Origin of the sequence: Halorubrum sp. AS12, assembly GCF_051122765.1 — an archaeon.
Taxonomy (GTDB): Archaea; Halobacteriota; Halobacteria; order Halobacteriales; family Haloferacaceae; genus Halorubrum; species Halorubrum trapanicum.
This window is the reverse complement of the sequence record NZ_CP185385.1, coordinates 475160-488294: the sequence shown is the minus strand read 5'-3', so window position 1 is coordinate 488294 and position 13135 is coordinate 475160. Positions and strand designations below refer to the sequence as shown.

16 protein-coding genes, 1 tRNA gene and 2 pseudogenes are annotated in these 13135 nt (G+C 70.7%); 9 read left to right on the top strand and 10 right to left on the bottom strand.

Annotation, left to right across the window (positions count from 1 at the left end; all coding sequences use genetic code 11):
• Nucleotides 1–19 precede the first annotated feature (19 nt).
• Complete coding sequence (locus ACODNG_RS02470; RefSeq protein WP_434522295.1) at nt 20–595, top strand: class I SAM-dependent methyltransferase; 576 nt, start codon at nt 20–22, stop codon at nt 593–595.
• A gap of 63 nt (nt 596–658) precedes the next feature.
• Here ACODNG_RS02470 and ACODNG_RS02465 read toward each other — a convergent pair whose 3' ends face one another.
• Both ACODNG_RS02465 and ACODNG_RS02460 read right to left on the bottom strand, forming a co-directional pair.
• Nucleotides 659–988 carry a hypothetical protein gene (locus ACODNG_RS02465; RefSeq protein WP_434523044.1) on the bottom strand — a complete coding sequence of 110 codons (330 nt, stop codon included), beginning with the start codon at nt 986–988 and terminating at the stop codon, nt 659–661.
• Nucleotides 989–1171: 183 nt separating this feature from the next.
• Nucleotides 1172–1658 (bottom strand): annotated as a pseudogene (locus ACODNG_RS02460) (ATP-binding protein); the annotation flags it as partial.
• A 667-nt stretch (nt 1659–2325) separates the two neighbouring features.
• Between ACODNG_RS02460 and idi the strand changes: the two are divergent.
• The 6 genes and pseudogenes from idi (at nt 2326) to ACODNG_RS02430 (ending at nt 6536) form a co-directional block, all read left to right on the top strand.
• Nucleotides 2326–2940: an isopentenyl-diphosphate Delta-isomerase gene (idi, locus tag ACODNG_RS02455; protein WP_434522294.1), complete on the top strand. Its 615-nt coding sequence runs from the start codon at nt 2326–2328 to the stop codon at nt 2938–2940.
• A 107-nt stretch (nt 2941–3047) separates the two neighbouring features.
• Nucleotides 3048–3853 (top strand): annotated as a pseudogene (locus tag ACODNG_RS02450) (DUF2064 domain-containing protein).
• Nucleotides 3854–3879: 26 nt separating this feature from the next.
• Nucleotides 3880–3963 (top strand) — tRNA-Ser (locus tag ACODNG_RS02445).
• A 289-nt stretch (nt 3964–4252) separates the two neighbouring features.
• Entirely contained in the window at nt 4253–4852 is a 600-nt protein-coding gene (sod, locus tag ACODNG_RS02440) for a superoxide dismutase (protein WP_434522293.1), read from the top strand.
• 443 nt (nt 4853–5295) lie between these two features.
• A complete protein-coding gene (locus tag ACODNG_RS02435) occupies nt 5296–5619 on the top strand; it encodes a DUF5827 family protein (RefSeq protein WP_434522292.1) in 324 nt (107 codons plus the stop codon).
• Nucleotides 5616–6536 carry an ATPase gene (locus ACODNG_RS02430; protein ID WP_434522291.1) on the top strand — a complete coding sequence of 307 codons (921 nt, stop codon included), beginning with the start codon at nt 5616–5618 and terminating at the stop codon, nt 6534–6536. Before ACODNG_RS02435 ends, ACODNG_RS02430 begins: the two co-directional genes overlap by 4 nt.
• Nucleotides 6537–6560: 24 nt before the next feature.
• Here the strand turns inward: ACODNG_RS02430 and ACODNG_RS02425 are convergent, their stop codons facing one another.
• The 3 genes from ACODNG_RS02425 to ACODNG_RS02415 form a co-directional block, all read right to left on the bottom strand.
• Nucleotides 6561–7043 (bottom strand): hypothetical protein, encoded by a 483-nt coding sequence (locus ACODNG_RS02425; RefSeq protein ID WP_434522290.1) that lies wholly within the window; start codon nt 7041–7043, stop codon nt 6561–6563.
• 66 nt (nt 7044–7109) lie between these two features.
• A complete protein-coding gene (locus ACODNG_RS02420) occupies nt 7110–7457 on the bottom strand; it encodes a 4a-hydroxytetrahydrobiopterin dehydratase (protein ID WP_434522289.1) in 348 nt (115 codons plus the stop codon).
• A 92-nt stretch (nt 7458–7549) separates the two neighbouring features.
• Entirely contained in the window at nt 7550–8047 is a 498-nt protein-coding gene (locus tag ACODNG_RS02415; protein WP_434522288.1) for a DUF7124 domain-containing protein, read from the bottom strand.
• Nucleotides 8048–8123: 76 nt separating this feature from the next.
• Here ACODNG_RS02415 and ACODNG_RS02410 point away from each other — a divergent pair, with 76 nt between their 5' ends.
• Nucleotides 8124–8951, top strand: a complete 828-nt coding sequence (locus ACODNG_RS02410) for a BtpA/SgcQ family protein (RefSeq protein WP_434522287.1) — start codon at nt 8124–8126, stop codon at nt 8949–8951.
• A gap of 21 nt (nt 8952–8972) precedes the next feature.
• On the opposite strand, the gene ACODNG_RS02405 is transcribed toward ACODNG_RS02410, so the two are convergent.
• From ACODNG_RS02405 to ACODNG_RS02385, 5 genes are read right to left on the bottom strand one after another with little or no spacing between them, the layout of a single operon-like run.
• Entirely contained in the window at nt 8973–10097 is a 1125-nt protein-coding gene (locus ACODNG_RS02405; RefSeq protein WP_434522286.1) for a carbohydrate kinase family protein, read from the bottom strand.
• A complete protein-coding gene (locus ACODNG_RS02400; RefSeq protein WP_434522285.1) occupies nt 10094–10603 on the bottom strand; it encodes a nucleoside deaminase in 510 nt (169 codons plus the stop codon). The genes ACODNG_RS02405 and ACODNG_RS02400 overlap by 4 nt, the downstream gene beginning before the upstream one ends.
• Before the next feature lie 24 nt (nt 10604–10627).
• Nucleotides 10628–10933 carry a hypothetical protein gene (locus tag ACODNG_RS02395; RefSeq protein WP_434522284.1) on the bottom strand — a complete coding sequence of 102 codons (306 nt, stop codon included), beginning with the start codon at nt 10931–10933 and terminating at the stop codon, nt 10628–10630.
• 18 nt (nt 10934–10951) lie between these two features.
• On the bottom strand, nt 10952–11719 hold the full coding sequence (locus ACODNG_RS02390) for a hypothetical protein (protein WP_434522283.1): 768 nt from the start codon (nt 11717–11719) through the stop codon (nt 10952–10954).
• Nucleotides 11720–11740: 21 nt separating this feature from the next.
• Complete coding sequence (locus ACODNG_RS02385) at nt 11741–11917, bottom strand: hypothetical protein (RefSeq protein ID WP_209543921.1); 177 nt, start codon at nt 11915–11917, stop codon at nt 11741–11743.
• Between the two features lie 144 nt (nt 11918–12061).
• Between ACODNG_RS02385 and ACODNG_RS02380 the strand changes: the two genes are divergently transcribed.
• On the top strand, nt 12062–13003 hold the full coding sequence (locus ACODNG_RS02380; protein WP_434522282.1) for a DUF7139 domain-containing protein: 942 nt from the start codon (nt 12062–12064) through the stop codon (nt 13001–13003).
• The last annotated feature ends 132 nt before the right edge of the window (nt 13004–13135 follow it).

Genomic DNA, 13135 nt, shown 5'->3' with positions numbered 1-13135 from the left:
CGCGACGCTCGTCTCGCCCATGTACGGACTCGGTGACGTGGACTTCTTCGATCGGGTGGCGCCGCTGTACGACCTCGCGATGCCGCCGGCGGACGGGGAGGCGCTGGCCGACGGTCTCGACCACGCGACCCGGCCGATCGACCGCCTCATCGACGTCGGCGGCGGGTCGGGACGCGCGGCGGCCGCGCTGACCGGCCCGCAGATCACGGTCGTCGACGCCTCCGTCGAGATGCTCTCGCGGGCGCGTCGCGGCCGCGGACTCGACGGTCTCGCCGCCGACGCGGGGCGGCTCCCGTTTCGGGACGGGGGCGTCGACGCGGTGACGATCGTCGACGCGTTCCACCACCTGCCGGATCACGACGTGGCGCTCGCGGAGGCGGCGCGCGTGCTCGCGCCCGGTGGCGCGCTCGTCGTCCGCGAGTTCGACCCCGACCACCCGCTCGGGCGGCTGCTGGCCGCCGGCGAACACGCGATCGGAATGGACTCGCGGTTCCGGACGCCGGACGACCTCGCGGCCGCGATGGACGCGGTCGACCTCGATCCGCGGATCGTCGACCGCGGCTTCGGCTACACGGTCGTCGGCGTTCGGCGCTGAGTCGTCGCGGTCGCGGTCGACGCCGAATCGTCCCCAGCGATCGTCGATCCGAAAAAGTCCGCGTCAGTCCTGCGTCCGGCCGTGCGGTTCCGCGCCGCGGGTCGGATCCGCGCTCCCGCCGCCGTCCCCGTCGTGGTCGTGGTCGCCGTGGTCGTGACCGCCGTCCTCGCCGTGGTCGTGGTCACCGTGATCGTGGCCGCCGTCCTCGCCGTGGTCGTGGGCGTCGTTCGACCCCGTCTCGCCGAGCACCTCGGCGCCCTCGCCGTCGATCATGTCCATGTTCTTGAGGTTATCCCGCTCTTCGAAGTCCTCGACCGCCTCCATCACGTCCGCCTGCGTGATCGTCATCCGGTCCTCGGTGAGCGCGCCGAGGACGGCCTCCCGAAGCACCATCCGGAGGTCGGAGCCGGTGAGTCCGCTGGTCCGGTCGGCGACCTCCTCGGGGTCGAAGTCGGCGATCTTCATCTCCTTGGTCACCACGCGGAGGATGTCCGCGCGCATGTCCCGGTCCGGCTTGGGGAAGTTGACGATCTCGTCGAACCGGCGCCACGCGGCGGCGTCGAGCTGGTCCGGGTGGTTCGTCGCGCCGATGAGGAGCACCTCGTCGCGGACCAGCGACACCTCGTCGATCGACTTGAGGAGGGTGTTGACCGCGCGCTTCAGGGCGGCGTGTTCGTCCGAGCGGCGGGTCTTCGCCACCGAGTCGAACTCGTCGATGAAGAGGATGGCACGGCGAGAGTCGCTTGGCGACCTCGAAGCTCTTCTCGACGTTCTTCGACGTCTCGCCGAGGTACTGGCTCGTGATCATCGAGAGCTTCACCTCGACGAACGGCAGGCCGAGCTCGTGGGCGAGCGCGCGCGACACGGTCGTCTTCCCGGTCCCCGGCGGGCCGACGAACAGCAGCTTCCCGATCTCGCGGAGGCCGATCTCCGCGAGGTACTCGCGGTGTTCGATCGCCTTGACGATCTTCTGTATCTCGCCCTCCTGGTCGCCGGTCAACACGAGGTCCGCCAGTGTCGTCTCGATCTCCTCGGGCGCGCGGACGTTGACGAGATCGAGCATCTCCCCGTCCTCGTCCTCGTCGAAGTACTCCGAGAGCAGCGCGTCGATCCAGACGCGGTCGGCCTGAACCGGCCGCACGTCCTCTCTGGCCTCCTCGCGGCTCACCGGCGCTTCGAGGTCGTCCGCGGCCTCCAAGGCCGAGACGATCGTCGGGTTCCCGGCGATCCGGTCGTCGTCCGCGCGGTCGCGGTACCACTCCAGTCCCATCGCGGGCTGGGTCAGCGAGATCTCGCCCGAGAACTCTGTGCGTTGGGTGAAGAGGAGGTCCGAGACCGCGTCCCACGGCCGTTCGACACCCGTCGCGGTGCGGGCCGTCTCGTCGGTCGCCTTCAGCGGTCGCTCCACACCGCCGGGGGCGTCCTCGGCGGCGTCGGCCGACCAGTACACCTGCCGGAAGCGCGGGGGCAGGTCGTTCTCGTCGAGGTCGCGGTCCTGCGTGTAGAAGTGCGTCGTCAACACGAACTCGACGACGTCGAGCGCCGGGTTACTCATCCGCGCGAAATAGCGCCGGGACGCGGTTAAGAGCGTCGAAGCGCCGCCGGGTCAGAGGGAAAACGACAGGGTGTGAACGAAAGCGACGATGGGGTGCGGGCGGAAGTGACGGGTGGCGGGGACGAACGGACGCCGTATCGAACCCTTATTAGCCCTGGTCCGCGACGTAACGCGCATGAGTTCCGAAGACGCGGCCGCGCCGGGAGACCCCGCCGGCGACGGCGCGAGCGAAACCGGCGGCACGAGCGACACGGACCACGAGAACGCGCTTCAGGACGTCATCGCCGTCGATCCCGACGACGTCGAGCAGGGGACCGTGAACCGGCTCGACGCCCACACCGGCGACGGGATCCGCCACCGCGCGTTCACCTGCCTCGTCTTCGACAGGGACGGCCGAATCCTGCTGGCCCAGCGCGCGCCGAACAAGCGCCTCTGGGACGGTCACTGGGACGGAACGGTCGCCTCGCACCCTGTCGAGGGGCAGTCGCAGGAGGACGCCACCGAACAGCGCCTCGAGGAGGAGCTCGGCATCTCACCCGACCAGTACGACGACCTCCGGGTGACGGACAAGTTCGAGTACAAGCGCTACTACCCCAACGAGGGCGTCGAGTGGGAGGTGTGCGCGGTGCTGAAGGTCACCCTCGACGACACCGCGCTCGACCCGGACGACGAGGAGATCGGCGGCATGCTGTGGGCCGACTACGAACACCTCCACGAGAACCCCGCGCTGTACCGACAGCTCCGCCTCTGTCCGTGGTTCGAGATCGCGATGCGGCGCGACTTCGCCTGAGCGGTCGCGTATCGCTCGCCATCTGAGATCGGGTCGCGACTCGATCCCCACCGGATCTCGCCGCGTCGAAGCAGCGAGTTGAAGGCGCTCCCGCGCCGCGATCCGGTATGACCGTCGTCGCCCTGCTGGCGAACCCGCCCCGCGAGGGGCTCGTCGGAACCGCGATCGCCGAGTCGACGCCGCTGTCCCCGCCGAGGCGGCCGACCTCTACGAGGCGCAGTTCCGCGACGCCGTCCTCGCGGTCGACCGCTCCGGCGGCGAGCTCCTCGTCAACTTCCCCGACGAGGACGACCTCCCGGCCGACCACCGGACCGAGACGAGTCCGGAGGCCGAACTGCGGACGCTCGTCGCGGACACCCTCGGCGGCACCGACGAGGTCCGCTTCGAGCGGCAGGTCGGATCCTCGTTCGGCGCGCGCGCCGGGAACACCGTCACGCACCTGCTTCGCGAGGAGGGCGCCGACTCCGTCGCGGTCGTCACTCCGACCGCGCCGCTGTTCTCGCGCACGCTCGTCGACTCGGCGGCGATGAAGCTGCGGACGACCGAGGTCGTGCTCGGTCCCTCGTCGAACGGCAGAGCGTACTACGCCGGCTTCACCGAGCCGATCGATTTCGACGGCGCGTTCGAGGCGCCTGCGCTGCCGACGCTCGCGGAGCGCGGCCGCGACGCGGACCGCTCGGTGGACTTCGTCGAGCCGTCGCCCTCGCTGGAGACCGGCGACGACCTGCTCGATGTGGTGCCGATGCTGCGGGCGCGGTTCGCGGCCGAGCGCGTGGTGCCGGACTACACCGCGGCGTTCGTTCACGAGAAGGGGCTGGACGTGGTCGTCGAGGACGGCGAGCAGCGGTTGGTCCGGACTGATCGGTCGGAGACGGGCGATGCGGTCGAGTTCGTCGGATCCGACACCACTTAGTCGACCGACGCCGAGCGGTCACGTGTGGTGGGATGGCAGAGTGGCCCATTGCGCCTGCCTTGAAAGCAGGTAGCCTCACGGCTTCCTGGGTTCGAATCCCAGTCCCACCGTAAGCGCGCAGCGCACTTTCGCGCTGCGCGCGCTTCGTGCGGGATTCGAAGCCTGCGAGCGACCGAAGAAAGCGACCGATCTGGCGTGAAACCGGGTTCGGTTACTACCTCGTCCCGTCCGTCGATCACGGCTGATTCTTCGTTCGCACGCTCTTGATGTCCGGAACCGCAACCACACCGCTGATCGCCCGAAACGACCGGTACGGCTCCCGTCAGGTGTCGCGTGGTATCATGTACCGCATTATCTTTAACAGCGTTCCGACACATGTAATGAACAGGTGATACAAGCATGAGCTACGAACTCGATCCGCTGCCGTACGATTACGACGCGCTGGAACCGCACATCTCCGAGCAGGTGCTCGAATGGCATCACGACACCCACCACCAGGGGTACGTAAACGGCTGGAACTCGGCCGAAGAGACGCTCGAAGAGAACCGTGAGAACCACGACTTCTCTTCGTCCGGCGGGGCCATCCGCAACGTGACCCACAACTCCTCGGGTCACATCCTCCACGACCTGTTCTGGCAGAACATGTCCCCGGAGGGTGGCGACGAACCCGAGGGGGCGCTGGCCGACCGCATCGAGGAGGACTTCGGCTCGTACGAGGCCTGGAAGGGCGAGTTCGAGGCGGCGGCCTCCGCGGCCGGCGGCTGGGCACTCCTGGTGTACGACACGTTCTCGAACCAGCTTCGCAACGTCGTGGTCGACAAGCACGACCAGGGCGCGGTCTGGGGCGGTCACCCGATTCTGGCGCTCGACGTCTGGGAGCACTCCTACTACCACGACTACGGTCCGGCTCGCGGCGAGTTCGTCGACAACTTCTTCGAGGTCGTCGACTGGGAGGAACCCTCCAGCCGCTACGAGCAGGCCGTCGAGCTGTTCGAGTAAGCGCGTTCGAGAGGACGCGTTACGCGCGTCGAGATCCGCATTTTTCGCAGTACGTTGCCCGATTAGTGACCGCTCTCTGTGTGGTGGTTGCCTTGTAACCAGCCGAGACGAACACCTCCAAAGCCCCAGCCGCGAGGGCGGCGCACGTTCGCTGCGGTCCTCAGTCGCTCGTTTCACTCGCTCCTTGCGGTCCTTGCGTCACCTGTGCCGCCCTCGCGGCTGCCCCTTTGAGTCCCGCCCCGCACAGCACCGCAACCGCACCTCACGCCTCCCCAGCCTCGCGGCTCCCTCCGCTTCGCTCCGGTCGCCGCGTCCCTCGCGTGTGCTCCTCGCGGGCCGCTGGCCCGCTCGGAGGCACGCGCCACCGCATTGGACCGAGTGTTGTCAGATTCGATTCGAGTCGTATCGGCAGCGTTTACGGACGCGGTTGCGTACCCTCGCGCATGCCCGAACCGAAGTCGACGTTCGACGCCACCTACCCGTGCGACTTCTACGAGCCCGCCGAGCTGTTCGAGCCGGATCAGATGTACACCGTCCCCGAGATCGGTCGCCTCCTTCAGGGATTGGAGCCGGACGCCGAGGTCGACCCGGACACCGAGGCGGTGCTGGTCGACTGGGCGGTCCCGTGGGTGATGGTCCACGCCGAGGAGATGGTCGTCGCCGAGCCGCTGAGCGAGGACGGCCCCGGGTACTACGGACTCGCGACGGAGGGCGGCTCGGACTCGGACACCGATAGCGACGCGACCCCCGCCGACGAGTCCGCGTGACCGGGGAGCCGTCGGATCCGCCGGTGTACCTCGTCGCCGGCGGTACGCGCGTCGACGCCGGGAAGACCACCTTCTCGGCTGGGCTGGTCGCCCACCTCGCGGAGCGCGCGGGCGACGCGGTCGGCGTCAAGCCCCGCGCGGGCAACGACTACTGGTTCGACCACGACGACTATCTGGTCGCGACGGATTCCGGCCGCCTCTACGGGAAGGACGCGCGCACCCTCGCGGCCGCCAACACCCGCACGCTGGCGGCAGTCGACGAGTCTTCGCCCTCCCCGTCGCCCTCGGCGGTCACGCCCGAGTCGATCAACCCCGTCCACCGGCTCTGGCGCCCGACGCCGGGCCGGACCGGGATGCTCGGCGACGCCGACCGCACCTTCCTCTGTGACCGCGTGACGACCGCGTCCGGGGCGCGGTTCGTCGTCAACAGCGCGGCCGAAGACGCGGGACTGCTCCCCGACGACCTCGTCGAGCGCCTCCCGCTCGCGGACGCGACTCGCGTGCGCGACGTGCCGGCGTTCAACGAGATGATGGCGGAGGCGCACCTCCCGGCGATCGAGCGGCTCGCGGCGCGGGTCGCGCGGACCCCGGTCCCGGTCGTCGTCGAGTCGTACGCCGACGTCGCCGGGACGCTCCCCCGCGACGGGCCGGTCGCGCCCGACGCGGTCGCCGTCGTCGACCCCGGTCGCGCACGGATCTACGCCGGCGACCGGTACGCGAAGGCCCGCGCGGTCGCCGCCGGAAGCCCGCGCGAGGGAAGCCGCGAGGAGCACGTCGACGCGGTGACGGAGATGATCGAACCGCTGGCGACCGTCCTGCTCCCGGCGCTGTCCGGCGACGTTCGGGGCGATCCCGACCGCGTGGCGACACGCTACGAGTCGGCGTACGAGACGCTCGTCGGCGCTGTCGAGAACTGAGGAACTGCTTCGTGCGGCCCGCGCTCAGGCGTTCCGCTTCGTGTAGTGTTCCAGCGCGGACTCGATCGACGAGAGGTCGGCGCTCACCCGGCCGTCGGCGACGCGCATGAACCCGGGCGTGTACGACGACGAGTAGTCGAAGATGCGGTTGACGGCGCGCTTGGGCGCTGAGACGGCGTTGAAGTCGGTGACCGTGTACACTCGGGTGGTCGGAAAGGCGGTCCAGAACGCCCCGCTCGCCCACCGGTCGTCGTCCTCGAACGTCTCGCCGATGCGCCCGGTCGCGACGTACTCGTCGTCCGCGTAAAATAACAGGAGGTCGCCCGCCTTCATCTTCTCGAACGTCGACCCGTTGCCGCTGTCGTCGTCGACGGCCCACAGGCGGGCCTCATCGAGGTCCGCGAGGGGTTCGGGTCGGTCCGGGTAGTCGGTGAGATCGACGGGGGACCGGACCGTTCGGTCGAAGTTCTCCGGGTCGATCGGGACCAGGAAGACGTTCTCGCTCATTGTCCTCCGTTTCGCCGGGAGGGGTTTAAACTCGTTCGTTGATGTGTCCGGTCTGAGGCCGTCCGGTCACCCCTCGTAGTCGGCGTACAGGCGGTCCATCCGCGCCGCCATCACGAAGTCGGCGCGCGTCAGCCCGCCGACCTCGTGGCTCCAAATCTCGATCCCGACCTCGCCCCACGACAGCGCAATGTCGGGGTGGTGCCACTCCTGCTCGGCGAGTTCGCCGACGTCGTTCGTGAACGCCAACGCCGTCTCGAAGTCCGGGAACTCGTAGCTCGCCTCCAGGTGGTGGTCGTCGATCACCTCCCAGGCGTCACCGAGTTCGTCGAAGTAATCGGCGTATTCGTCGTCGTCGAGCGGCTCCGCGTCGTCGCCGGCCGGCTCGACCGGCTCGTCCGCGAGCGGTAAGGACATACCCCGTGTTGGGCGACGAGCGGTTTGTACCTTCCGCGGGCGAGGGCCCGGCGCGGCCGACGAGCGAGACCTGACGAGCGGGGAGCAGGGACTCACCGGAACCGCGAGACCGCGTCGCGGACTACCCGTCGAAGCCGAGCGAGGCGCCCGGATCCGCGGTCGTCGCCGCCGCGACCGTCGCCGTCGCGACCGTCCCCGTTCGGTCCCGTCGCGCCCGGGTCGGATAGCTTCCAACCGGCCTTCGCTGCGGCCTCGTCGACCCGCAGGAACTCGTAGCCGGTCTCCGTCGCGACGCGCTCGTCTGCGCGGGTGGTACCGACGAACACGCACCGCGGCGCGGCGCTCTCCTCGCGGATGTCCGCCAGCGTACCCCACTTGTCCCAGTTCGTGAGCGCGTAGTCGTTCTCGATCCCGTGGTCGCGGACGAACGCCGCCACTTGGTCCCCCTCGTTCGCGACGATGCCGACGTGGCGGCTCCACCGACGCGCGTCGGCGAACGCAGCCGCTGGGTCTGCGAGCGAGCGCGCGGCGCCGAGCGAGAAGACGAGCGTCACGTCGCCGTCGCCGGGGTCCGTCGCGTCGATTCCCATCTCGATCGGACCCAGACGGTCGGCGCCCTAAACGCTGTGGGGAGGCTTTTGTCGGCACGACCCCTCGGTCCCGACGATGGAGTTCGAATCCACCTTCGGCACGGCCGGGCCGCTCCTCGGCATGGTCCATCTCCCGCCGCTTCCGGGCGCTCCCCGAGCGCCGGACGACGGAAGCGAGGCGATGCGCGCGGCGGTCGACCGGGCCGCGAGCGACGCGCGGGCGCTCGACCGCGGCGGCGTCGACGGGATCGTGATCGAGAACTTCGGCGACGCCCCCTTCTACCCCGACGAGGTCCCGCCGCACGTTGTCGCCGGCGTGACCCGCGCCGCGACCGCGGTCGCCGGCGAGACCAGCCTCCCGCTCGGGATCAACGTCCTCCGGAACGACGCCGAGGCCGCCCTCTCGGTCGCCGCCGCGGTCGACGCCGAGTTCGTTCGGGTGAACGTCCACACCGGCGCCCGCGTGACGGACCAGGGGATCGTTCAGGGGCGCGCCCACGAGACGCTCCGCCTGCGCGACCGCCTCGGCGTCGACGTCGGCGTCTTCGCCGACACCGACGTGAAACACTCGGCGCCGCTGACCCCCGAGGGCTACACCGCCGAGTCGTTCGCGGACACCGCCGAGCGCGGCCTCGCCGACGCCGTCATCGCCTCCGGCTCCGGGACCGGCGAGGCGGTCGACGCGGACGCCCTCGAATCGGTCGTCGCCGAGCGCGAGCGACACGGACTCGACACGCCCGTCCTCGTCGGCAGCGGCGTCACGCCAGAGACGGTCGCCGACCTGCTCGGTATCGCCGACGGGGCCATCGTCGGCACCGCCCTCAAGCGCGGCGGCGAGACGACCGCGCCGGTCGACGCCGACCGCGTCGCCGACCTCGTCGCGGCCGCCGACGCGGTACGGTGACGCTCACGGGTCCGATCCGGGTCACCGACTCCCGGCCGGCCCGTCCCCGCGCTCCGCGAGGAACGACTCGACCTCGCTCCGGGTCGGAAGCCCCGGCTGCGTGAACCGGGCGGTACAGTTGATCGCGGCGACCGCGGCCGCGAACCGCACGCCGGGAGCGACGCCGTCGCGGTCGGCGAGCGGCTCCGCGGCGGTCTCGGGCGATCCCCCCGCGATCCACTGGTCGATCAGCCCGGCGGTGAACGCGTCGCCGGCGCCGGTGGCGTCGACGGTCTCGACGTCGAACGCGTCGAACCGGGAGACCTCGCCGCCGGCGACCGCCGTCATCCCGTCCGCGCCGTGGGTGAGGACGGCGCGGGGCCACGTCGGTCCTCGGTGTCCCCGCGGGTGTGTCGCCCGAGTCTGCGCAGCCGCGACCCGCTCGACCGCCGATTCCGCCGAGCCGAAGAACGCGGGGGCGGCGACGCCGTCCGCGACGAACAGGTCGGCGCGGCCGAGGAACCGGTGGATCGTTTCCGGCTCGGTCCCGCGTCCGACCAGCTCCTCGACCGGGCCGGAGAGGTCGAAGACGAGCGCGGGCGGGTCCGTCTCCGGACTCTCAGCGGCACCCTCCCGGAGCGACTCGACCCGGTCGAGAACTCGTCTCGCGGCGCGATCCGGCGCGTAGGCGGTGAGGAACACCGCGTCGGCGTCGGCCATCGCGGCGAGCGCGTCGTCGTCCAGTCGGAGTCCGCGGAAGCTCTCGCCCGCGGTGACGATGGCGCGCTCCCCCTCCGGGTCGCGGAGGATCAGCGACCGCGTGTGGGGGTCGTCGCCGACCGCGACGTGGGTCGCGTCGACGCCGGTCTCGGCGAGGTACTCCAGCGCGCGTCGCCCGTACTCGTCGTCGCCGACGCGGCTGATCAGCCCCGGGTCGCGGCCGAGGCGGTCGAGCGCGACCGCGACGTTCGCGCCGACGCCCCCGAACGCGGACGTGACCTCGCGGGCGAACGCGCCCCCGTCCGGCTCCGGGAGGTTGCTGACCGCGTACCACTCGTCTATCGCCGCGGCGCCGACCGAGAGGATCGCGGGGGAGCCGCCGGTCCGGACCGCTCCCTCCGTCCTCGCGGCGTCGTCCCCGTCCCCGGAGTTCGATTCCGTCGTCACGGCTCGCCGAAGAAGGACTTGTGGACGCTCGTCGCGGCGTCGGCGGCGATCGGTCCCTCGACCGTCGTCTCGCCCTCGGCGCGCCGGATGACCTCTTCGCAGGGGATCGGCACCACGCCGCCCGAGAGTTCGGCCAGCGTCTCGCCGTCGACGCCGAAGACGACCCGATCGATCCCCGCGTAGTGGATCGCGGTCGCGCACATGGGGCACGGCTCCGTGCTGGCGTACATCGCACACGCCGCCGGCTCGTCGGCGTCGAGTTCGCGCGCGGCCCACCGCGCGAGCGTCAGCTCCGGGTGGGCGGCGACGTCGTCGCCGGTCCGGGTCTCGTTTCGGGCCTCGCGGACGACCTCGCCGTCGACGACGAGCAGCGCGCCGAACGGGGTGTCACCGGCCGCGACGGCGGCTTCGGCCAGCTCGATCGCTCGATCCACGTACTCGCGGTCGGTCGCGTCCGGCGGGAGGTCGGCCGCGGCCGGGTCGCCGAGCGCGTTCTCGTCGGCCATACGGGCACGTCCCGCCGCGGCCACCTAACGCTTCCTGCGGTCGTCGTCGGGCGGTCGCTCGCGGTCGCCGCCGGTCTCGGTTTCGCTCCCCTCACCCTTCTCGTCGGCGGGGGGTCCGGACCCCCGAACGTCGCGGAGGGCGTCGACCGCGTCGTCGGTGGCGGCTGCGGTCCGCGTCTCGGTCGCGGCCGCGGGGTCGAGTCCGTCGGGTTCGTCGGCGTCGCCCGCGTCGCTACCGCTCGATTCCGTTTCATCGCCCGATTCGGCCGCGTCGTCCGCCTCGTCGTCCGCGCCGAAGAGCCACGCGCGGACCGCGTCGATGAATCCCATTGGTCGGTGGTGTCGTCGTCAGTAGTTCTTGAACAGCAGCGCGCGCACGTCGTCTTTGGTTCGGGCGGTCTCGACGCTCCCGTCCGGCAGGTCGACCTCGTAGCGCGCGTCGCCGTCGGCCTCGCGCCACTTGTCCCCGTGGGTGTCGAGGAGGCTCATCATCGCGTCCAGCTGGCTGGCGCCGCCGTCGTTGCTGTCGTCGCTCGCGTTGTCGCCTGCGTCGGCGTCGTTCGTGTCGTTGTCGCTCGCGTCGGCCGACTCGGTTTCGTCGGCGTCGACCCCGTCGCGGTCGACTCCGGCGTCGTCGCCGTCGTCAGTCTCGTCGTCGTCGGGGTCGATGTCGACACGCGCGAACGGGTCGGCGGCGAGGGTCTCGGCCGCGTCGAGGATCGCGTCGACGAGTTCGGGCTTCGTCATTTCGCTGCGTCCCGTGATCTCGAAGGCGGCGCCGATGTCGGACAGATCCATCGGGTCGTCCGGCTCGGGGTCGCCGTGTCGTCGGTTCCGCGCCGCCAGCAGTTCTCGGGCGCGGTCGCGGTCGAAGGGCGCGTCGGGTTCGGTACCGCCCGCATCCTCGCCCGCCTCCTCGTCTCCGTCCGCATCCTCGCCGAGCGGCGGCGCCGCGAGGCGGTCGGGGTCGTCGACGGCGTCGGCGAGGTCGAGCAGGTACGCGAGCGCGTCCTCGCGGTCGACTGAGGCGTACGGGCCGGCGTGGGCCGCGGCCAGCTCCTCGCGGAGCGCTTCGATCCGGTCCGCGTGGTCGTCGGTGATGTCGAGCGTGGGCATGGTGTGGGTCCGATAGGGCGGTTACTGGTTCTCCTCGAAGCGCGCGAGCGCGTCCGCCCAGCTCTCGGCGAACTCCGGTTCCCCGGAGTGGTCGGCCTCGACGTCGGCGTAGCCGCAGTCGTCGCAGGCGACGGCGGTGGCGGCGCCAAGCGAGAGCGTCGACAGGTCGCCGCCGCAGCGGGGGCACTCGGGCGACACGGATTCTCGCGTCGAATGTCGTCGCCCGCCGTGAAAAACGCACGGGTCGGGTGGGGGACGCGGCGGCCGGGGGGTCGGCGAGGTCCCGCTCCGGTCGCCACCGCTCGGGGTAACAGTCATTACACTCGGCGGAAACGTTCGGACATGAGCGAAGCGGACGCCGAGAACGTCCTCATGGAGTACTACCGGCGGTACGTCGGTGACCCGGACCGAACGATTGACGTGTACGCCGGGTTCGGGCTGTTCTTCGCCGGTATCGCGCTCGGAGTGATCGGGGTCGTCGTGTTCCTCTACAGCGCGACGCTCGACCCGACCGCGCTCTCGACGTACGCGGTCCGCGAGGTCGCGGCCGTCGCGGGCGCGGTCGGTCTCCCCGCGCTGCTCTTCGGTATCGTCGTCCTCCTGCCGGTCGACCGCCGGATGCTGTACCTCGCGAGCGCCGGGGTCGCGGTCACGCTCGCCGGGGTCGGCGTGTTCACCTGGGCGTACCCGCACAACTGGAACGTCGTCGTCAACCCTGACTACAGCGCGCAGGTCGTCGCCGTCTACAGCGTCGGGCTGGTGGCGGTCATCGGCGCGACGGGCGGCGCCTTGGTCGCGCACCGCGTCGAGCGCGCGACGGGCGGGGCGGTCGCGAGCGGTGCGGGCGCCGGAGGCGGCGCCGCCGCGGGTGCCGGCGGCGAGGCGGGCGCGGGAGCGGCGGGCGGCGGCGAGGAAGTCACCGAGGAGTCGGTCCGCGCCGACATCGAACGCGAGCTGGAGGACGCGGAGCTGACGTGGGGCGGCGTCGAGCGATCCGAGACGCGCCGGCTGGAGCTGAACACGAGCGCGGTCGACGACGCCGACGTCGACACCGAGAAGCTCGCGGGGTCCGCGACCGAGACGCGAACGACCTCCGGCACGGTCAACGACGCCGTCTCCGAGCTACAGGGTCTCCAGGGCGGCGAGACGAAGACCGACAGCGGGCAAGGGACCGACGACCAGGCCGCGAAGCTCCGCGAACTGCGCGAACAGCAGCGGAAGGAGGCCGAGGCGGACGACGAGGACGGCTCGGTCGTCGACAAGATCAAGGGGTTGTTCGGCTGAATCAGGCTCACTGTGTTCGGTATTATTTATAAGAAGACGGCTCTGTCGAAATCCTCTTCTTCAGACAGATTCTCGCCTGAAACGTCTGGTCGATGAGAGTTGCGAATTGAATGACCATCCCACCGACATCTA

Coding starts and splice junctions, on each gene's coding strand:
- sod (WP_434522293.1), top strand. CDS start 4,253: ATGAGCTACGAACTCGATCCGCTGCCGTACGATTACGACGCGCTGGAA.
- ACODNG_RS02395 (WP_434522284.1), bottom strand. CDS start 10,933: ATGGGATTCATCGACGCGGTCCGCGCGTGGCTCTTCGGCGCGGACGAC.
- ACODNG_RS02470 (WP_434522295.1), top strand. CDS start 20: ATGTACGGACTCGGTGACGTGGACTTCTTCGATCGGGTGGCGCCGCTG.
- ACODNG_RS02465 (WP_434523044.1), bottom strand. CDS start 988: ATGGTGCTTCGGGAGGCCGTCCTCGGCGCGCTCACCGAGGACCGGATG.
- ACODNG_RS02420 (WP_434522289.1), bottom strand. CDS start 7,457: ATGTCCTTACCGCTCGCGGACGAGCCGGTCGAGCCGGCCGGCGACGAC.
- idi (WP_434522294.1), top strand. CDS start 2,326: ATGAGTTCCGAAGACGCGGCCGCGCCGGGAGACCCCGCCGGCGACGGC.
- ACODNG_RS02425 (WP_434522290.1), bottom strand. CDS start 7,043: ATGAGCGAGAACGTCTTCCTGGTCCCGATCGACCCGGAGAACTTCGAC.
- ACODNG_RS02415 (WP_434522288.1), bottom strand. CDS start 8,047: ATGGGAATCGACGCGACGGACCCCGGCGACGGCGACGTGACGCTCGTC.
- ACODNG_RS02410 (WP_434522287.1), top strand. CDS start 8,124: ATGGAGTTCGAATCCACCTTCGGCACGGCCGGGCCGCTCCTCGGCATG.
- ACODNG_RS02390 (WP_434522283.1), bottom strand. CDS start 11,719: ATGCCCACGCTCGACATCACCGACGACCACGCGGACCGGATCGAAGCG.
- ACODNG_RS02400 (WP_434522285.1), bottom strand. CDS start 10,603: ATGGCCGACGAGAACGCGCTCGGCGACCCGGCCGCGGCCGACCTCCCG.
- ACODNG_RS02435 (WP_434522292.1), top strand. CDS start 5,296: ATGCCCGAACCGAAGTCGACGTTCGACGCCACCTACCCGTGCGACTTC.
- ACODNG_RS02380 (WP_434522282.1), top strand. CDS start 12,062: ATGAGCGAAGCGGACGCCGAGAACGTCCTCATGGAGTACTACCGGCGG.